Source organism: Vibrio sp. 05-20-BW147, from assembly GCF_013369385.1.
Taxonomy (GTDB): Bacteria; Pseudomonadota; Gammaproteobacteria; order Enterobacterales; family Vibrionaceae; genus Vibrio; species Vibrio floridensis.
Genome location: NZ_SZTO01000006.1, coordinates 105,116 through 123,926, shown reverse-complemented (window position 1 = coordinate 123,926; position 18,811 = coordinate 105,116). Strand labels below are relative to the sequence as shown.

General features: G+C 46.4%; 15 protein-coding genes. 10 read left to right on the top strand and 5 right to left on the bottom strand.

Going from position 1 to position 18,811, the window contains the following annotated elements:
- Positions 1-195: 195 nt before the first annotated feature.
- On the top strand, positions 196-1,332 hold the full coding sequence (dnaJ, locus tag FC652_RS06895) for a molecular chaperone DnaJ (RefSeq protein ID WP_176298011.1): 1,137 nt from the start codon (positions 196-198) through the stop codon (positions 1,330-1,332).
- A gap of 60 nt (positions 1,333-1,392) precedes the next feature.
- Here the strand turns inward: dnaJ and FC652_RS06890 are convergent, their stop codons facing one another.
- Positions 1,393-1,827, bottom strand: coding sequence for a type IV pilin protein (locus FC652_RS06890; protein WP_176298010.1), 435 nt, complete (start codon positions 1,825-1,827; stop codon positions 1,393-1,395).
- A gap of 102 nt (positions 1,828-1,929) precedes the next feature.
- Here FC652_RS06890 and FC652_RS06885 point away from each other — a divergent pair, with 102 nt between their 5' ends.
- The 6 genes from FC652_RS06885 (at position 1,930) to tadA (ending at position 7,242) form a co-directional block, all read left to right on the top strand.
- Positions 1,930-2,439, top strand: coding sequence for a GspH/FimT family pseudopilin (locus FC652_RS06885; protein WP_176298009.1), 510 nt, complete (start codon positions 1,930-1,932; stop codon positions 2,437-2,439).
- A complete protein-coding gene (locus FC652_RS06880) occupies positions 2,420-3,037 on the top strand; it encodes a PilW family protein (RefSeq protein ID WP_176298008.1) in 618 nt (205 codons plus the stop codon). Before FC652_RS06885 ends, FC652_RS06880 begins: the two co-directional genes overlap by 20 nt.
- Complete coding sequence (locus tag FC652_RS06875) at positions 3,034-4,362, top strand: hypothetical protein (RefSeq protein WP_176298007.1); 1,329 nt, start codon at positions 3,034-3,036, stop codon at positions 4,360-4,362. The genes FC652_RS06880 and FC652_RS06875 overlap by 4 nt, the downstream gene beginning before the upstream one ends.
- Positions 4,352-4,762 (top strand): prepilin-type N-terminal cleavage/methylation domain-containing protein, encoded by a 411-nt coding sequence (locus FC652_RS06870; protein ID WP_176298006.1) that lies wholly within the window; start codon positions 4,352-4,354, stop codon positions 4,760-4,762. Before FC652_RS06875 ends, FC652_RS06870 begins: the two co-directional genes overlap by 11 nt.
- Before the next feature lie 279 nt (positions 4,763-5,041).
- Positions 5,042-6,601 carry an AbgT family transporter gene (locus FC652_RS06865; protein ID WP_176298005.1) on the top strand — a complete coding sequence of 520 codons (1,560 nt, stop codon included), beginning with the start codon at positions 5,042-5,044 and terminating at the stop codon, positions 6,599-6,601.
- A gap of 113 nt (positions 6,602-6,714) precedes the next feature.
- Complete coding sequence (tadA, locus tag FC652_RS06860; protein WP_176298004.1) at positions 6,715-7,242, top strand: tRNA adenosine(34) deaminase TadA; 528 nt, start codon at positions 6,715-6,717, stop codon at positions 7,240-7,242.
- Positions 7,243-7,697: 455 nt separating this feature from the next.
- Here tadA and mltF read toward each other — a convergent pair whose 3' ends face one another.
- The gene (gene mltF / locus FC652_RS06855) at positions 7,698-9,284 is read right to left on the bottom strand and encodes a membrane-bound lytic murein transglycosylase MltF (RefSeq protein ID WP_176298003.1); all 1,587 of its coding nucleotides are present in this window, start codon (positions 9,282-9,284) and stop codon (positions 7,698-7,700) included.
- 297 nt (positions 9,285-9,581) lie between these two features.
- Here mltF and purL point away from each other — a divergent pair, with 297 nt between their 5' ends.
- Together purL and FC652_RS06845 are read left to right on the top strand one after the other, a co-directional pair.
- On the top strand, positions 9,582-13,475 hold the full coding sequence (gene purL / locus FC652_RS06850) for a phosphoribosylformylglycinamidine synthase (RefSeq protein WP_176298002.1): 3,894 nt from the start codon (positions 9,582-9,584) through the stop codon (positions 13,473-13,475).
- A gap of 159 nt (positions 13,476-13,634) precedes the next feature.
- The gene (locus tag FC652_RS06845) at positions 13,635-13,952 is read left to right on the top strand and encodes a DUF3622 domain-containing protein (protein WP_176298001.1); all 318 of its coding nucleotides are present in this window, start codon (positions 13,635-13,637) and stop codon (positions 13,950-13,952) included.
- A 90-nt stretch (positions 13,953-14,042) separates the two neighbouring features.
- Here the strand turns inward: FC652_RS06845 and FC652_RS06840 are convergent, their stop codons facing one another.
- A complete protein-coding gene (locus tag FC652_RS06840; protein ID WP_176298000.1) occupies positions 14,043-15,101 on the bottom strand; it encodes a succinylglutamate desuccinylase/aspartoacylase family protein in 1,059 nt (352 codons plus the stop codon).
- Between the two features lie 317 nt (positions 15,102-15,418).
- On the opposite strand from FC652_RS06840, the gene FC652_RS06835 reads away from it, so the two are divergent.
- Positions 15,419-15,958, top strand: coding sequence for a DUF3332 domain-containing protein (locus FC652_RS06835; RefSeq protein WP_176297999.1), 540 nt, complete (start codon positions 15,419-15,421; stop codon positions 15,956-15,958).
- A gap of 71 nt (positions 15,959-16,029) precedes the next feature.
- On the opposite strand, the gene dxs is transcribed toward FC652_RS06835, so the two are convergent.
- Positions 16,030-17,895: a 1-deoxy-D-xylulose-5-phosphate synthase gene (dxs, locus tag FC652_RS06830; protein WP_176297998.1), complete on the bottom strand. Its 1,866-nt coding sequence runs from the start codon at positions 17,893-17,895 to the stop codon at positions 16,030-16,032.
- Between the two features lie 20 nt (positions 17,896-17,915).
- Positions 17,916-18,800: a (2E,6E)-farnesyl diphosphate synthase gene (gene ispA / locus FC652_RS06825; protein ID WP_176297997.1), complete on the bottom strand. Its 885-nt coding sequence runs from the start codon at positions 18,798-18,800 to the stop codon at positions 17,916-17,918.
- Between the last annotated feature and the right edge of the window lie 11 nt (positions 18,801-18,811).

Genomic DNA, 18,811 nt, shown 5'->3' with positions numbered 1-18,811 from the left:
ATGGTGTTGAGCCATCTGGTACTTAACTTCCTGTTTGCGGGCGTTTGGGGAAACTCTGACGCCCGTAAGTTTGTAAATACCTGTGTACTTATAGATAAAGGACCGCATTGTTTGAGAACGTCGCACCTTTATCTATATCGATACAAACACCAAGCGGAATCAACCGTTTGTAGTAATTAATTGGTGACGAATAACATGTCAAAACGTGATTTTTACGAAGTATTAGGCGTTAGTCGCGATGCCTCAGAGCGAGACATCAAAAAAGCATATAAGCGCTTGGCGATGAAATTTCACCCAGATCGCAATCAGGGTGACGAGTCTGCTGCGGATAAGTTTAAAGAAGTAAAAGAAGCGTACGAAATTCTGACCGATCCACAGAAAAAAGCGGCTTACGATCAATATGGTCACGCTGCATTTGAACAAGGCGGTGGTGGTTTCGGTGGTGGCGGTGGCGCTGATTTTGGTGACATCTTCGGTGATGTTTTTGGCGATATTTTTGGCGGTGGTCGCCGCGGTGGTGGTCACGCTCGTCCGCAGCGTGGTGCCGATCTACGCTACAACATGGAACTGTCGCTAGAAGAAGCCGTACGTGGCGTTTCGAAGGAAATTGAAGTTCCGACATTGGTTCATTGTGACACTTGTGAAGGCTCTGGGGCGAAGAAAGGCACTTCAGCTGAAACCTGTGGTACCTGTCATGGCCATGGTCAAGTTCAGATGCGCCAAGGTTTCTTCGCTGTACAGCAAACCTGTCCAACCTGTCACGGAAAAGGCAAGATCATCAAAGACCCATGTAATGTGTGTCATGGTCAAGGCCGCAAGCAGAAAACCAAAACGCTCAATGTTAAGATTCCAGCAGGTGTTGACACAGGCGATCGCATTCGCCTCTCTGGTGAAGGGGAAGCGGGCGAACGCGGCGCGCCAGCGGGAGACTTGTATGTACAAGTGCACGTGAGAGAGCACCACATCTTTGAACGTGAAGGCAATAACCTTTACTGTGAAGTGCCAGTAAGTTTTGCTATGGCGGCACTGGGTGGCGAAGTGGAAGTACCGACGCTCGATGGCCGTGTGAACTTAAAAGTGCCATCTGAGACCCAAACTGGCCGCATGTTCCGTATGCGTGGCAAAGGCGTTAAAGGCGTTCGCGGCGGCGCAATTGGTGATTTGATTGTGAAGCTCGTGGTTGAGACGCCAGTTAACTTAAGTTCACGTCAAAAAGAATTGCTGAAAGAGTTTGAAGAGTCTTGCTGTGGTGAAGCGGCCACCAAGCACAAACCAAAATCAGAAGGCTTTTTTAATGGTGTGAAGAAGTTCTTTGACGATTTGACCAGCTAGTCATGTGATAAAAAGTTCAGTACGACAAAGCCCGTTTGGTGATGCCAAACGGGCTTTTTGTTACCAACAAGCCGTTGGTTTCGCCTGGTTGGTGGAATCGAGCGTCATTTTTTTTACTGTTTCATTGGCTAAACAAGGGTCGTTGTTTTGACCTTTATCGGTCTGCGCCTTCGCTGTAATGGTGTATGAAATAGTTGCAGAACTGGCGACCTCAAATTCATATCTGTCTGACGAAGAATCACAAATCGTGCAAGAGCCGCCAGAAACAATCTGCGACCATTGGTAAGCTCCGTTATAACCGTGCTCCAACGCCAATTGAATTTTCGCCATATCCGCTTTAGCAACGGTTCTATGCGATTCGATTACATAATTTTTGTAGCTCGGATAGCTGATGCTTGCCAATACCCCAATGATGACAACAGCGATCATTAATTCGATCAATGTCATGCCTGATGAGTATAGTTTGTAGCGTTTGCAGGGAAAATTTCGAATCATCACGAACACTTCCTTGTTGATTATCCGCCTATTTTTCTATGGTGCTAGCATAGGTGCAAGCTGAATTCTCGTTCAGCAGTACATTACATAGGAATTTGGGAAATGACTCGCGGCTTCACACTCTTGGAGCTTTTAATCACAGTCGCTGTTTTGGCTGTTGTTTTAGCTTCGGCGGCACCCAGTTTTACTCGTGTTTCTCAAACGGTCGAGATGCAAAGATTGGCCTCTGAACTGAATGGCTTTTTTAATCAAAGTAAGTCAGAAGCGGTGCTGAGAAACACCAAGTTGTATGTTCATTTTACTAAAGCAAAAGCTGAAGTGGCTAACAAAGGCCAATGGTCCTTAAAACTAAGTGCATCTTCAAGCAGCGCCAGCAATGTATTGCTCTACTTATCGGGGTCATCTTACTCAGGTCTTTCGATCGTCCATAACTATGAACATAAGTATATTTCATTTGATCCAGTCAGAGGTAGGCCTCAAGGCGGAAGCATAGTCTTTTATCCTACATCAGATGAAACCAAAAAATTATCTGTTGTCATTTCCAATCCGCCAGGACGAGTTCGGGTATGCAGTCTGTCGGGAGCTAAACTATATGACTATCCAACGTGTTAGTAGGACGCAACAAAGAGGAAGCTCTTTGATTGAGTTGATGATCAGTGCGATGTTGGGAGTAATACTGATCGGGACTATTGGTTCTTTGTTCTTAAACTTACAAAAATCAGTGAGAGAGAATAGTTTACATCTTAACTTGATGCAAAGTTTAGATAGTACGTTATCGGTTATGAAAGAGGATGTTCAACTTGCAGGCTATGATGGTGGCTTTGGACATTCCTTAACGCTTTCAGGTGCAACGGGGACATTAGTGGTCAGTGGCGCTAATGCAATAGGCTTTGTCTATTTCAAAAGTGATGCGAATGAAAACAAAAAATATCGCAATATCAAATATAAGCAGGATCGAGATCAGCTATATATTTGTGAAGAAGGCGTAATTTCGTCATCAGGTATAAAAAGCTTTTCTGAAATTGGATCTTGCAAACCATTAATTGATGATGGCGTACTTAAAGTTAATCATTTTTCAGTGGTCTCTGAGGAAGTCAAAAGTACTCAATCATCAAGTAGGATGACCACAATAGTTCTTGGGTTAAGTGCTAATGATGGATCATTGAGTGATACATCAACCGTCATAATTAAACAAAGGAACTGGCAATGAAATTAAAAACTGGCTATGTGACATTGTTATTTACTGCGTTTTTATTGTTGTTTTCCTTGGTTATTTCCTTAGCCTCTGCCAGAGGATTACTTTATCAGATAAAAATCGCTCAAAATGAAGTCAAGTCAAGGCAAGAGCACTGGTTGGCAGAAGGTGGATTGGAGTGTGTTTACACAAAAACAGTGCAGGATGGTGTTATTCCTACCGCATCCTCGATACCCGAATGCAACATAGGGAGTCATTCAGTGACTTTTACCTATGAAGCTGTCACTGCAGTGAACAACCCAACTAAGGTTACCAGCAAAATTGGTTATGCAGGTTTAAGTAAAAATATAGTCAGTTCTGCCTCAGGAGGTGGTGCGGGATCGATACGTAGTTCATCAAATTTAGTTGTTAATGCAGCTGTAACTATTTCACCTGATCCAGGAGAACTTAAAAAATATGATGAACAAGAATATTATGAATGTGTTTCCATGGTCATCAGAGATAAAGCTTACTTTGGTTCAGGTTTTATTAATAGCGATTTGAACTATTCTGCAGGTGTTCATCCAGGAAATGGATATAAATCTGGCGTTAAATGTGGATCGAGTTTCATTACGTCATCCAGTGATAAAATAGGATATTATTTTAAAGATGGATTGGTTCAAAGAAATGGATTGGAACTTGACGTAAAACGACAAACGGACTTGTCTCCATTTAAAGACATTTTTGGTAAAAAAGTTTCGGATTGGAAGCAAGTAAGAGATGATCCGAAAAATAATTTTAAAAAAGTATCCACCACTAAAGGTAGCGATTGTTATACAGAGATAAATAAACTGGTTTTGAAAACCAATGGTAAGAACGCAATTTGGGTAGATGGACCTTGTGAATTTAATACGGAGCTTGCTGCCTTACTGAATAAAGATACTTACCCCAATATGAAGGTTCTTCTTGTCGTGCATGATGGAATTGTGGGGGGGAGAAGTGCTGTGAATGTTAATGGTGTTTTTGTTCATGTAAATAGTACTTATACGCCAATAAAAGAGCAGTGGGATAATAAAAAGTTTGATGCGACATTAATTGCCACACTAAAACATGACCCCAATGATTTCAAAGCGGGTCTCGAAGCGATTAATGGTACATATTCCCAAGGCGATGCAACATTAGCTACCATGTATATGGAAGGTTCATTTAATTTTACGGGGGGAATGATTTTAGATACTAAAAATCAAAATGCATTATTTAAAAACTCAATCAATCTTAAATTTAGTTCAGATATCATGAAAGAGTTTGTGAATAGTACTCTTCCTCCTAGATGGCAAAAGGGGAGCTGGAATGCAAAGTAAGCAACATGGTTTTAGTTTGTTGGAAGTATTGATTTCATTTGTACTGATTGGCTTTGGTGCGCTGGGGTTAGTTAAGCTACAGGTTTACATCGAGCAAAAGGCCGACTATGCCATTCATAGTATTGAAGCACTTAATTTGGCGGAGCAAAAATTGGAATGGTTTCGCACTCGTGGTGCGACTGCTTCCTCTGCGATTGCCGTGGCCAATTTTGATTCTGATATCGGCGCAGGCTCCAGCGCACACCCCCCATATACCGTTACATGGAGCGTTCCAAACACAGCGTTATCTGGTGAGCTGAAAACAGTCCATGTTCAAACTACTTGGCAAGATCGCTTTGGCAATAACCATTCGGTAGAACTCAAAACCATGATTTCCAAACACAGTGAATTTACTATGTGATTAGTTGGTTAGTAGTGCTGATGAGTACAGATGGTTAGCTACGGTTAAGATGATGTGTTTCTGGAAGGTTTCTTTTTTGTTTCGCAAGTTGTCGTTTGTTTGTGTTTAATTTGTTGCACATTAATTGTGTTTTTGCAAAATATGTCTCCAAATATGGAAAAACTTTCAGAACCTTGTGCTTTTCTTAAACGGATTTAATAGAATCAAACGTTGAAAAATTGGCTGAAACAATAATTTTAAGAAGCCATTGGCACCAACATCATTGATTATGGAGTTACCATGAGTAACCAAGCGGTAAATCAAGCGCCATCGCCGAAGCCGAGCGGCATGGATCGTTTTTTGAACTTCATCGAAAGGGTAGGGAACAAGATCCCAGATCCTGCGATTTTGTTCTTCTGGGCACTAGTGATTACTTGGGCTGCGTCTGCACTTTTGTCAAACGTTTCGTTTGATCTTATCAATCCTCGAACTGGCGACGCTCTTGCAATCAAAAACCTTCTAACCGGTGAATCATTAGCCAGTTTTCTTGCAAACATGGTGACCACATTTACTGGTTTTGCACCTCTAGGGATCGTGTTAGTGGCGATGCTTGGTGTCGGCGTTGCAGACTCTTCTGGCTTTATTACCACAGGCCTCAAGAAGATGCTGAATTTCACGCCAGCTAAGCTTCTGACTCCAATGCTGATTTTGGTTGCGATCGTTTCGCACACCGCAGCGGATGCAGGCTACGTACTGGTTATTCCTCTAGGTGGTATCATTTTCCATGCAGCAGGTCGTCACCCTCTTGCGGGTATCGCGGCTGCGTTTGCGGGTGTATCGGGTGGTTTCTCGGCCAACTTTATCCCTTCAGGTATCGACCCTCTATTGGCTGGCTTTACACAAACGGCAGCTCAGGTTCTAGATCCTGCATACGTGGTTAACCCGCTGGCGAACATTTTCTTCACTGGTCTTTCTTCGGTGATCATCATTGCGATTGGCTGGTATGTGACAGAGAAAATCATCGAGCCTCGTCTTGCGAATACTCCAATTGATGACGATGCAGAAAAAGCACCAGATCTTGGTTCATTCACTGAATTAGAATCAAAAGCGTTCCGTTACGCTGGTTGGGCAATGATGGCAGGTATTGCGCTGCTTATCGCGGCTATCTGGCCTGAGAACTCAGCACTGCGTTCACCAAATGGTGAAATTACGGCGTTCTCAGCTCCGATCATGAAGTCAATTGTTCCATTGATCTTCATCCTGTTTATCATCCCTGGTTATGTTTACGGTCGTGTGTCTGGCACGTTCAAATCCAGTAACGACATTATCAAAGCGATGGCAACAACAATGTCGACGATGGGCGCATACATTGTGATGTCGTTCTTCTGTGCACAGTTCTTGTCGGCATTTGCTCAGTCAAACATCGGTACCATGTTGGCACTTTACGGCGCTGAAGGTCTGAAAGCGATGAACCTGCCAGGTGAGGCGACGATTGTTGGTATGATTCTGCTGACGGCGTCAGTGAACCTACTTATCGGTTCAGCATCGGCTAAGTGGGCATTGATTGGTCCTATCCTAGTTCCAATGCTTATGGCTGTGGGTATTTCTCCTGAGCTTTCTCAAGCGGCTTACCGTGTGGGTGACTCTGTATCCAACATCATTTCACCGTTGATGGTGTTCTTCCCACTTGTTGTTGTTTACTGTCAACGTTACGTGAAATCAACCGGTATCGGTACGCTTGCATCACTGATGATGCCATTCTCTATTGCGATGCTGATTGGTTGGACTATCTTCTTGCTCGCTTACTGGGCTGTGGGTATTCCGCTGGGTGTTCAAGCGCCATACACCTACACAATGTAATCATTGTGCATGAAATGAAAAACGCAGGTTCGCCTGCGTTTTTTTATGGGCTCTGCGAAATGTTTTCCCTATAATCTGTTCAAAATTGTTGTCAGTTCGATTTAGGAGTTTCTTTGTCTGATAGTCATTTTAGTCTCGATGATCAACGTTTTATGCGCAGAGCCATTGAGCTTGCCGCGATTGCTGAAAATGAAGGGGAAGTGCCTGTTGGTGCGGTACTGGTCAAAGATGGCGAAGTGATTGCTGAAGGATGGAATCAATCGATTGGCCAACATGATGCGACGGCCCATGCAGAAATACAGACCTTACGTCAGGCTGGGCAGAGTCTGGGTAACTATCGTCTGCTCGACACCACGTTGTACGTCACCTTAGAGCCATGCCCAATGTGTGCTGGCGCACTGCTGCATAGCCGTGTGAAACGCATTGTCTTTGGGGCTCCTGATTTGAAAGCAGGGGCGGCTGGGACGGTACTCGATCTGTTTTCTAGTCAAGCGGCGTATCATTACGCAACCATCGAAAAAGGATTGTTAGAGTCGGAATGCCGTGAGCAGTTACAGGCCTTTTTTAAGCGTCGTCGTAAAGAGATCAAGGCGTTGAAGAGGGAGCTGCACGTGAGCGAAAACGAAAGCGAAGATCAGTAGCGTGAGAAGGTAAAACAAACATCTGCATTGAAAGCAGATGCTTGCTGACAGGTTACGCGTGATTTACTAGATGTACGTAAATACGGTTGCGAGCGCATATTTTTCGTTTTGTATTCGTTAACTTACGTTTACGGCGGTTAGCCGCTACCGTTTTATTTAGGCGCTTGGATTGGACGCGACGTCTTAACACAACGACCTCCTACTGACGATAAAAAAATCCCCACCACGATGCTCAACGTCACCAGGTATTGTTGATGTTGAGAAAAATAAAAAGCGTTTGGGGCGTTCAATTTGAATGTTCTTCAGTTAGCTTATTTTGTTACAAAGAAGCGTTATAAAGAGGGCCAGCATAATTGACGAAACGGTCAGTTTGGCCTAATTCAGGAGAGCGATTTTAGATAAAGTCGTTGCTAAAAAGCAATCGACTTTTACAAAAATCGCTTCCTATGTGGTGGTTATTGGTTGGTCGGTACGTTGCCTTCTGCTTGGCTGACAACCGTATCTTGTGCTAACGAGCCGGTTGCGGATTCACTAACATCATTAACCGCGGCCAACTCTTCATTTTCGAGTGGCGGAATCACTTGAATTTCGCCCTCTTGATCGCTGGCAATTAGAGAGTTTTGTCCTACATGGCCAATGATGCTTTGGTAGTAGCGGCGAATATTCTCAACGTAATTTTTCGCCTCGTCTCCACGGGCATAACCGTAGCGAGTTTGGCTGAAGTACTTTTTCTGTCTTAGCAGAGGCAGCCTTTCTTTCACATCAGCCCAAGAATCCGGATTGGCTCCTTGTTTTTTTGTCAAACGGCGAGCGTCCATCATATGGCCAAAGCCAACGTTATACGATGCGAGGGCAAACCAGATTTTCTCATGTTGGGGGATGGATTCTGGTACTCGCGCGACAATACGGCGCAAATACTCTACACCCCCTCGAATCGATTGTTCTGGATCTAAACGGTTTTTGACGCCGACACTTTGTGCGGTTGGCAGGGTAAGCATCATCATGCCACGAACCCCCGTTGGCGATTTCGCTAACGGGTTCCAATGCGATTCTTGATAAGCCAACGCAGCAATCAAGCGCCAGTCAAACTCGGCAGAATATTGTTCAAACAGCGGTGCCCATTGAGGCAACTTACTGTCTAGCGCTCGAATAAACGCGCGCGTATCGACATAATCGAAGGTACCAATGTGACCAATGTACTTCTCTTCTAATCGAGCAAGCTCACCAGATTGGCTGATGTCCCCGAAGAATTCAATCATCAAAGCATAAAGCGATTCGTCAGGAGAGCGACGAACGAACCAAGATGCAGGTTGGTCTTCGGTGACCTCAAACGCAGTCGCGAGATCGGGATACAAACGCTGCGCAAGTGAGAGCTCAATGGAATCGCTAATCGCAAAGCGCAGTTCGCCTGCTGAAACTCGGCGCAACAAATCGTAGTTGTCGGCATCCGATACAGTGGTGTACTTTAGCTCAGGGTACTCATTTTGCAACGACTTGAGCAAAGTGACATTTTGCGATTGTTTAACGACCTGTAGAGTTTGCGCAGCGGCAAGCTCATTCGACTCCTCGCCATCCGGTGTGGTTTTAGCGTTTTGATATTCAATCAGCTGCTTTAGGTTTCTTGGCCTCAGAGCACCATTCTTGTACACCACCACTTGGCTTACATAGTAATAACTGGGGCCTGGACGAAATTGCTTAATCACGCGTGGGGTTTGGCTTAATCCCGTCGCGACGAGGTCAATATCACCACGTTTTAGCATCGGAAAGAGTTCTGATTGGCGAAATGCCGTTTTGATCTCTAGCCTTACGCCAAGCTCGTCGGCAAATTGTCTTGCCAGCTCATAATCCAAACCGGCTTGACCATCTGGGCCAATGTAGTAAGAGAGTTGATTATTGAGAGTGCCAACACGCAGAACGCCTCGTTGTTTGATCTGATCCAACTCGCTGGCGGGTTTAGATTCAATTTGGCATCCTGCGAGAAAGAGAGAAGTCGCAAGAATAAACAGAGCGTTACGTAGTTGGTGAAGATTAAGTATTGGCATTCAGTCTGCTCTCAAAAATCTGTTGGTCTCTTTATATCAAAGCGCGCAGGGTAGGCAAAGAAAAAGCGAACAGCAGAATTGTACATGTTTTTATTGCTTCCACATTTTGGTTGTATTTCAAATTTGACAAAAAAAGTGACGCAAACGGTTGCTTTTGGTGTTACATCACAAAAACAATTGCTATATAATGCGCCCGCAACAGAGAGGTGCAATCGGCATAAGTTCGAAGTAAAACAGTATAACCCACTGAATTTATTCCAATATCACCTTAATCAATTGCATAAGAGACCTAAGCACATGAGAATTTTGCGTGGCTCCCCAGCTCTTTCTGAGTTTCGAGTTAATAAACTTTTGGAACTTTGTCGTGAACAAGATCTGCCTGTCACTGGCATTTATGCCGAGTTCATGCACTTTGCGGATCTGACCTCTGAGTTAGACGCAGAAGCGTTGGAAAAGCTTGAGAAACTTCTAACTTACGGCCCAACTATCGAAGAGCATGAGCCTCAAGGTCTCTTATTGCTGGTCACGCCTCGTCCTGGCACCATCTCTCCTTGGTCATCAAAAGCGACAGACATTGCACAAAACTGTGGCCTTAACGCAGTGAAGCGTTTAGAGCGCGGCACGGCGTACTATGTTGAGTCGTCTTCAGAGCTTTCTAGCGTACAAATCGACATCGTAAAAAGCATTATTCATGACCGTATGATGGAAGCGGTATTTGGTGATTTAGAAGCGGCAGCGGCATTGTTCAGCGTTGCGCAGCCTGCACCAATGACTCAGGTGGATATCCTTTCTGGAGGTCGTCTTGCGCTTGAAGAAGCAAACGTTTCACTTGGCCTAGCATTGGCAGAAGATGAAATTGATTACTTGGTGGAGAACTTTACTAAGCTTGGCCGTAATCCAAATGACATCGAACTGATGATGTTTGCTCAGGCCAACTCTGAGCACTGTCGTCACAAGATCTTTAACGCCGATTGGACGATCGACGGTGTGGAACAGCCAAAATCGCTGTTTAAGATGATCAAAAATACCTTTGAAACAACGCCAGATCACGTGCTGTCTGCTTACAAAGATAACGCAGCGGTAATGACGGGTTCAAAAGTGGGTCGTTTCTTCCCCGATCCAGAAACGCGTCAATACAACTACCATCACGAAGATGCACACATCTTGATGAAGGTAGAGACGCACAACCACCCAACCGCAATCTCACCATGGCCAGGTGCTTCCACCGGTTCTGGTGGTGAAATTCGTGACGAAGGCGCAACCGGCATTGGCGGTAAGCCAAAAGCGGGTCTGGTTGGTTTTACCACCTCGAACTTGCGTATTCCTGGCTTTGAACAGCCATGGGAAACCGATTTTGGTAAGCCAGGTCGTATCGTCAACGCCCTTGACATCATGCTAGAAGGCCCGCTTGGCGGCGCGGCATTCAACAACGAATTTGGTCGTCCAAACCTCCTTGGTTACTTCCGTACTTACGAAGAGAAAGTGACGTCACACGCAGGTGAAGAAGTGCGTGGCTACCACAAGCCAATCATGATTGCTGGTGGTATGGGTAACATTCGTGACGAGCACGTACAGAAGAAAGAGATCCCTGTCGGTGCGAGCTTAATCGTGCTGGGTGGCCCAGCGATGAACATTGGTCTGGGTGGTGGTGCCGCTTCGTCTATGGCATCAGGTCAGTCGGCAGAAGATCTGGATTTCGCTTCGGTACAGCGTGAAAACCCAGAGATGGAACGCCGTTGTCAGGAAGTGATTGATCGCTGTTGGCAGCTTGGCGACAACAACCCAATCGCGTTTATTCACGACGTTGGCGCAGGTGGTATTTCAAATGCGTTACCCGAATTGGTCAATGATGGTGAGCGTGGTGGTAAGTTCCAACTGCGTGATGTACCAAACGATGAACCGGGAATGAGCCCATTGGAAATCTGGTGTAACGAATCTCAAGAGCGTTATGTGCTCGCGGTCGCACCAGAAAACATGGCGGCATTTGATGCAATCTGTAAACGTGAGCGTGCGCCATATGCCGTGGTCGGTGTGGCAACGGAAGAGCGTCACCTAACGCTGGAAGATGCGCACTTCGACAATACACCGATTGATATGCCAATGGACATTCTGCTTGGCAAGCCACCAAAGATGCATCGTGAAGCAACCACACTCAAAGTAGACAGCCCAGCGATGACGCGTGATGGCATCGAACTTAACGAAGCGGTGGATCGCGTACTTCGTCTTCCAACCGTGGCTGAAAAAACCTTCTTGATCACCATTGGTGACCGTACCGTTACAGGCTTAGTGGCACGCGACCAAATGGTCGGTCCGTGGCAGGTGCCAGTTGCAAACTGTGCGGTAACCGCTGCCAGCTACGATACGTACCACGGTGAAGCGATGTCTATGGGTGAACGTACGCCTGTTGCGCTGCTTGACTTTGGCGCGTCAGCTCGTCTAGCCGTTGGTGAGTCTCTGACTAACATCGCAGCGACTGACATCGGCGATATCAAGCGCATTAAGCTGTCGGCAAACTGGATGTCACCAGCAGGTCACCCAGGTGAAGACGCGGGTCTTTACGAAGCGGTGAAAGCGGTGGGTGAAGAACTGTGCCCTGCATTAGGTCTTACTATCCCTGTTGGTAAAGACTCAATGTCAATGAAGACCAAGTGGAATGAGAACGGTGAAGAGAAAGAAGTGACTTCTCCACTGTCTCTGATCATCACCGCGTTTGCTCGTGTTGAAGATGTACGTAAAACCATTACTCCTCAGCTGCGTACCGACAAAGGCGAGACTTCACTTGTTCTTGTTGACCTTGGCAACGGTAAGAACCGCCTAGGTGCTACGGCGCTGGCTCAGGTTTACAAGCAATTGGGTGATAAACCGGCTGACGTCGACAACGCAGAACAGTTGAAAGGCTTCTTCGATGCGATGCAAGCTCTGGTTCGTCAAGACAAATTGCTTGCGTACCACGATAAAGGGGATGGCGGCCTATTGGTGACGCTTGCAGAGATGGCATTTGCTGGTCATTGTGGTGTCAACGCGAATATCGCTGCGTTGGGTGACGATGTTCTGGCGGCGTTATTTAACGAAGAGCTCGGCGCGGTTGTTCAAGTTAAGAACGATGAACTGGATTCCGTGCTGTCGACGTTGGCGGCCAATGGTCTAGAAGCGTGTTCACACGTGATTGGTGCGGTTGACGCTTCAGACAACTTTGTGATTCGCTCTGGTGATGCTTTGATACTGGAACGTTCACGCACTGATTTGCGTGTTATCTGGGCGGAAACGACGCATAAGATGCAGGCACTGCGTGATAACCCAGCGTGTGCAGACCAAGAGTTTGAAGCGAAGAAAAACAATTCAGACCCAGGCCTGAATGTATCGCTCAGCTATGATGTTAACGAAGATATCGCAGCTCCTTATATCGCGAAAGGCGCGAAACCTAAGATGGCGATCCTGCGTGAGCAGGGGGTTAACTCTCACGTTGAAATGGCAGCAGCGTTTGACCGTGCTGGCTTTGAAGCGACTGACATCCACATGAGTGACATTCTAACGGGTCAAGCGGTGCTGGATGAGTACCATGGTCTAGTGGCTTGTGGTGGTTTCTCGTACGGTGATGTATTAGGTGCGGGTGAAGGTTGGGCGAAATCTGTGCTCTTTAATGCGCAAGCACGTGAGCAGTTCCAAGCCTTCTTTAATCGTGAAAATACCTTCTCACTGGGTGTATGTAACGGCTGTCAGATGCTTTCAAACTTGAAAGAATTGATCCCAGGTGCCGACTTGTGGCCACGTTTCGTTCGCAACGAATCAGAGCGTTTTGAAGCACGCTTTAGCCTAGTCGAAGTACAGAAATCGGATTCCGTTTTCTTTGATGGCATGGCTGGCTCTCGTATGCCTATCGCTGTTTCGCACGGCGAAGGTCGTGTGGAAGTACGCGATGCTCAACATCTTGCTGCGATTGAAGCATCGGGTACCGTTGCGGTCCGCTTTGTTGATAACCTAGGTAATCCAACACAGCAATACCCGAACAACCCGAATGGTTCACCAAATGCGATTACCGGTTTGACGACAAAAGATGGTCGCGTAACCATCATGATGCCGCACCCAGAGCGTGTATTCCGCACCGTAGCGAACTCATGGGCACCAGAAGGTTGGGGTGAAAATGGCGCGTGGATGCGTATGTTCCAAAACGCACGCAAAAATCTAGGCTAATCCGATTGAAATAATGTGATACTGAATAAACCGCTAGAGAGTTTCTCTGGCGGTTTTTTTATCAGTGAGCCAATAGCCAATCGCAAATAATTGTGGTCTAATACGCCGCTTGCCAAGGGATGGCTTGAATCCCTTTACAATCCCTTAGGAACATCTGACATGTCTAAAAACCAAAAATTTGCCATCCGCGTGACTGAGAAACGTGAAGGTTGGGCGGCTGAGATTACTCGTCAAGTAACCTCTCGTAAAACTGTTGTTTCAAAGCGTCAAATGGGTTTTGACTCTGAAGCGGCTGCTCAAGCGTGGGCAGAAGCTGAACTCGCTGGTTTTGTTAAAAACCAAGCCGAGCGCAACGAGCGTAAAGCTCAGCAACGCAAAGAGCGCGATGCTGAAGCGTTGAGCGCAAAACTACGTAAAGCGGAACAACGTCGCGCTCGCGATGCACAAGCAGACGATGAAGTGGACGAAGACGAGTAATTCACTACTCAGTTCCATTTAGAAAAGCCCCGATGAGTGAGTCTTCGGGGCTTTTTAGTTTTCATTTCAGCACAGCCTGCCCATGTTCGGTTACAGTGGAATTTGTCCTGTGGTGATCAAATCAATATCACTTTCAACCAGTTCTTCGATGTAGCTTTCTACGACTTGTTCGACAACTTCATCGTCTTGGCGGAAGTAGGCGACATTGAAAATGGCATCGCCTTCATTGACTAACGGCAAGGTTTGTTGACCAATCACAATCCCCCCTTTCGGAGCTTTGAGCTCTACTTCATCATGCCCCAAAGGTGAGCTGATATAGGCTAAGGTTTCTCCTTTTTCCACTTTGGCACCAAGGTTGACAACGGTGCGGAGAATGCCATTTCCCGATGCTCTTACCCAACTGGTCGATTTTGCAATGACTGGCTGAGGCAATTTTTTTCGACTGGCGCGCAGCATGCCGATGGATTGCATCACGCGTTTAATCCCCAATACCCCAGCGCTGATCGAGAGAGGATCAAAACGAAGTGCTTCACCCGCTTCATAAGTGAGCACGGGTATATCGCATTTTTCTGCCTCGGAGCGGATAGAGCCGTCCCTTAGTGCTGAATCGATAATGACGGGGGCACCAAAGGCTTTGGCGATACGCAGCGTTTCTGGATTACTCAGATTAGCGCGGATTTGCGGTAAGTTAGTACGATGAATCGCGCCAGTATGAAGATCGAGGATATAATCTGCTTTCAATGCGACATTGTTGAAAAAGGTGTGTGCCATGCGAGAGGCTAACGCCCCTTTTTCACTGCCTGGAAAACAACGGTTGAGGTCACGACGATCAGGCAGATAGCGAGATTTGTGGATGAAACCGAAGACATTGACAATTGGAACGGCAATGACCGTACCTTTGACTTGGTTGGGATCGAGGCCGTTAATTAGCTGCCTGACAATTTCAACGCCGTTGAGTTCATCACCGTGTATTGCTGCATTGACCATTAAAACTGGCCCTGCATTGCGACCATTAATAATTTCTATGGGAATGGAAAGAGGCGAGTGGGTATAAAGCTGTGCGGCGTCAAGCTCGATCTCTAGTCGTTGCGCTGGCTGGATTTTGTGTCCCAAGATCTCGAACACTTTGTTTTTTTTAATGCGAACCATACTACTTCCTGTATTTGCTGTTCCGCCCACTCTAGCAATGCAACGGATATCAAGCCATTCAACCTTATTAATATTACGATAAAAATCGCTAATCGTTCATTTACTTTCTCCTGACTTTTGTTGAGTTAAGGTTAACTTGTGTTGGTTTAAATTTAATCAATGAATGTTTTGATTAATGTTATATCTCATTGTTATGTAAAGATTCTTGTTTTTGAGACTGCGCTGGCAAGATGGAATGTTCTTACTTTGAAGAAGGTTTTTATCTGCGCTAATATGCGCCCCCAATTCCTGTTCTCCAAATTACATTCGAGGTAAATATGAAAAAGACGATCACTAAAGTCGTAGCGTTATCAGTCGCAGCAATGGCATTGTCTGGTTGTGTAGGTAGCAATGCAGTAACGGGCTACGTTATGGGCTTCAACTTGAAAGCCGTTGACAACCGTTACGCTCGTGGTGGTCTGAACATGTTGTTGGCGCCAGTATACGGTGTGGCGATTGCAGCAGACTACATTGTGTTTAACTCACTGGAATTTTGGACGGGCAAAAACCCTCTAAATGGCAAACCACATATCTTTGATACAAAGATGGACACCTACATCGATGTCAACAGCCAATTGGATGAATCGCTAAAAACAGCGCCAATCGCTCCATTAACAAATAACCGTACGATTGAGCAAGGCACGATGCAGCAAATCGATGAAAATACGGTACAGATGGATATCACTTACAACAACGGTGAAAAAGCGACGCTGACAGGTATTCGTGAAGGTGAGTTCGTGACTTACTACATTGATGGTGAAGTGGTTGCACAAACGTCGATGGATGAGCTAGCGGCTTACGCGCAAAATCGCGCTTAATCTTAGCTATCATGTATACACAAAGGGCGCGATTTTCGCGCCCTTTGTTCGTTCTGTCACTTTGATAAATGTTACTTCGATAAATAGTGACGAATTGCTTGTTCAATGCCTTTGGCATCTAAGCCGAGTTCTTCATGCAACTCTTCTTGAGTACCTTGATGGATGAACTTATCCGGTAGGCCAAGGTTCAAGACTGGTTTCATGATCTTTTCTTGCATCATAAACTCGATCACCCCCGCACCAGCACCACCGGCAATGGCGTTTTCTTCAATCGTGATAAGCACATCATGCTCGTTGGTCAATTGACGAATAAGTGCTTCATCAAGAGGTTTAACAAAACGCATGTCTGCAACGGTCGCATTCAATGCCTCTGCCGCTTCAAGCGCGTTGGCTAAGAAGGTGCCGAAACTCAGAATGGCCACCTTTTCGCCTTGGCGAACCAAGCGGCCTTTACCAATCTCAAGCGCGGTAAATTCAGATTCGATAGGCGTGCCCATGCCATTGCCACGAGGATAACGCACCGCGCTCGGTCCTTGATGTTTGTGGCCAGTATAGAGCATTTGGCGGCATTCGTTCTCATCGCTTGGCGCCATGATCACCATGTTTGGAATACAGCGCATGTAGCTTAAATCGAACGCGCCTTGGTGAGTTTGACCATCTGCGCCCACCAAACCAGCGCGGTCAATCGCGAACATCACAGGCAGGTTCATGATTGCCACATCGTGGATCAGTTGGTCATAGCCGCGTTGCAAGAAAGTCGAGTAAATCGCCACAATCGGGTTGTATCCGCCAATGGCCATCCCGGTCGCCAGTGTCACTGCATGCTGCTCTGCAATCGCTACATCGAAATATTGCGCTGGGTATTCTTTAGAGAAACGCACCATGCCGGAACCCTCACGCATGGCTGGGGTGATCGCCATCAGTTTCGGATCTTGCGCCGCCATGTCACAAAGGAAATCGCCAAAAATATTGGAAAAACTTGGCTTGCCACCACTGCTTTTCGGCAGGCTATTGTGCGCTGGATCGAACTTAGGTACGCCGTGATAACCGATCGGATCTTTTTCGGCAGGCTCATAACCTTTGCCTTTTTTGGTCATGATGTGCAGGAACTGCGGACCTTTTAGCTCACGCATGTTCTTCAGTGTTTTGACCAGCTCTACCACATCATGGCCATCAACTGGGCCAATGTAGTTAAAACCCAGTTCTTCGAAAAGGGTACCCGGAACCACCATGCCTTTAAGATGCTCTTCGGTGCGACGAACTAACTCTTTAATCGGCGGCACGCCAGAGAGCACTTTCTTGCCACCTTCGCGAATCGAAGTATAAAGATTGCCAGAAAGTACACGAGCGAGATGATTGTTAAGCGCCCCCACGTTTTCAGAGATCGACATTTCGTTGTCATTGAGGATCACGAGCATATCGCTGTGTACATCGCCAGCATGGTTCATCGCTTCAAACGCCATGCCTGCCGTGATCGCGCCATCACCAATCACACTGACGACTTTGCGGTTTTGGCCTTCTTTTTCTGCGCAAATGGCCATACCAAGTGCTGCACTGATCGAGGTCGAAGAGTGGCCAACAGACAGGGTGTCGTACTCACTTTCTTCACGCCATGGAAAAGGGTGTAAACCGCCTTTTTGACGGATAGTCGGCATTTGTTCACGACGGCCAGTCAAGATTTTGTGTGGGTAGGCTTGGTGGCCGACATCCCAAATTAGTTGATCAAAAGGCGTGTTGTAAACGTAGTGAAGGGCAACCGTAAGCTCAACGGTGCCAAGACCAGAGGCCAGGTGACCGCTTGATTGACTGACGGAGTTCAGTAAGTAAGTGCGTAATTCATCGCACAGTGCTGGCAACGTCTCTTTTGGTAGGAGACGCAGCTCATCGGGTGTATCTGCTAGTGCCAGTGTCGGGTACTTTGAAATATCAAGAGTCATAGGTATGCGCGCTTATTGTGTTAGTTCTTGCGCTCGACAACGTATCGGGCGAACTCTTCTAAGTGTTGGGTATTGTATGGGATTGCTTCCAAAGCTTGAAGTGCTTCATGTAACAGAGTGTGAGCTTTCTCCATTGCGCCTTCTAAACCCAGCAGCGATGGGTAAGTACTCTTGTTGAGTTCTTGGTCAGAACCTTGTGGCTTCCCGAGCGTTTCGGTATCGCTAATGATATCCAAAATGTCATCTTGCACCTGAAATGCTAACCCAATCGCAGTGGAGTACTTCTCCAACTGAGGCAAAATAGCCAAACCTTTTTCGCCTGCTGCTAAGGCACCTAAGCGTACCGCACAACGGATCAAAGCGCCGGTTTTGTTACGGTGAATCTCTTCTAACTCTTCCAGCGTGACTGCGCGATTTTCGGCCGCCAAATCCAATGCCTGACCAATACACATGCCTTGTGCTCCAGAGGCTTGCGCCAATGCTTGGATCATGGCAACGCGTTGTGTTTCTCCTTCAGCAGAAAGGGGGCCTTCTGCAAGTATCGTAAATGCTAAGGTTTGCAGGGCATCACCAGTGAGAATCGCAGTGGCTTCATCAAACTGGATATGGCAAGTTGGCTGACCACGACGCAGTTCATCGTCATCCATCGCAGGAAGATCATCATGAATCAACGAATAAGCGTGGATGCATTCAATGGCAGAAGCGGGTGTATCAAGTTGCTCTAAGGGGCAACCAAGCATCTCACCTGTTGCATAGACAAGAAATGGACGAGCACGTTTTCCACCCAATACCAAACCGTATCGCATCGCTTGAACCAAGGAATGACTTTGATGCGGTAGTCTGTCTAACCATAGATTGAGTTGCTGATTATTGCGCTGCTGAAAAGACGTAAGTACGCCAATCATAGAGTTACCCA

Bases quoted from the DNA above. Each gene is read 5' to 3' on its own strand.
- mltF (WP_176298003.1), bottom strand. From the start codon at position 9,284: ATGCCAATACTTAATCTTCACCAACTACGTAACGCTCTGTTTATTCTT.
- FC652_RS06845 (WP_176298001.1), top strand. From the start codon at position 13,635: ATGTCTAAAAACCAAAAATTTGCCATCCGCGTGACTGAGAAACGTGAA.
- FC652_RS06885 (WP_176298009.1), top strand. From the start codon at position 1,930: ATGACTCGCGGCTTCACACTCTTGGAGCTTTTAATCACAGTCGCTGTT.
- FC652_RS06890 (WP_176298010.1), bottom strand. From the start codon at position 1,827: ATGATTCGAAATTTTCCCTGCAAACGCTACAAACTATACTCATCAGGC.
- FC652_RS06880 (WP_176298008.1), top strand. From the start codon at position 2,420: ATGACTATCCAACGTGTTAGTAGGACGCAACAAAGAGGAAGCTCTTTG.
- purL (WP_176298002.1), top strand. From the start codon at position 9,582: ATGAGAATTTTGCGTGGCTCCCCAGCTCTTTCTGAGTTTCGAGTTAAT.
- FC652_RS06840 (WP_176298000.1), bottom strand. From the start codon at position 15,101: ATGGTTCGCATTAAAAAAAACAAAGTGTTCGAGATCTTGGGACACAAA.
- FC652_RS06835 (WP_176297999.1), top strand. From the start codon at position 15,419: ATGAAAAAGACGATCACTAAAGTCGTAGCGTTATCAGTCGCAGCAATG.
- FC652_RS06875 (WP_176298007.1), top strand. From the start codon at position 3,034: ATGAAATTAAAAACTGGCTATGTGACATTGTTATTTACTGCGTTTTTA.
- FC652_RS06870 (WP_176298006.1), top strand. From the start codon at position 4,352: ATGCAAAGTAAGCAACATGGTTTTAGTTTGTTGGAAGTATTGATTTCA.
- dnaJ (WP_176298011.1), top strand. From the start codon at position 196: ATGTCAAAACGTGATTTTTACGAAGTATTAGGCGTTAGTCGCGATGCC.
- dxs (WP_176297998.1), bottom strand. From the start codon at position 17,895: ATGACTCTTGATATTTCAAAGTACCCGACACTGGCACTAGCAGATACA.
- ispA (WP_176297997.1), bottom strand. From the start codon at position 18,800: ATGATTGGCGTACTTACGTCTTTTCAGCAGCGCAATAATCAGCAACTC.
- FC652_RS06865 (WP_176298005.1), top strand. From the start codon at position 5,042: ATGAGTAACCAAGCGGTAAATCAAGCGCCATCGCCGAAGCCGAGCGGC.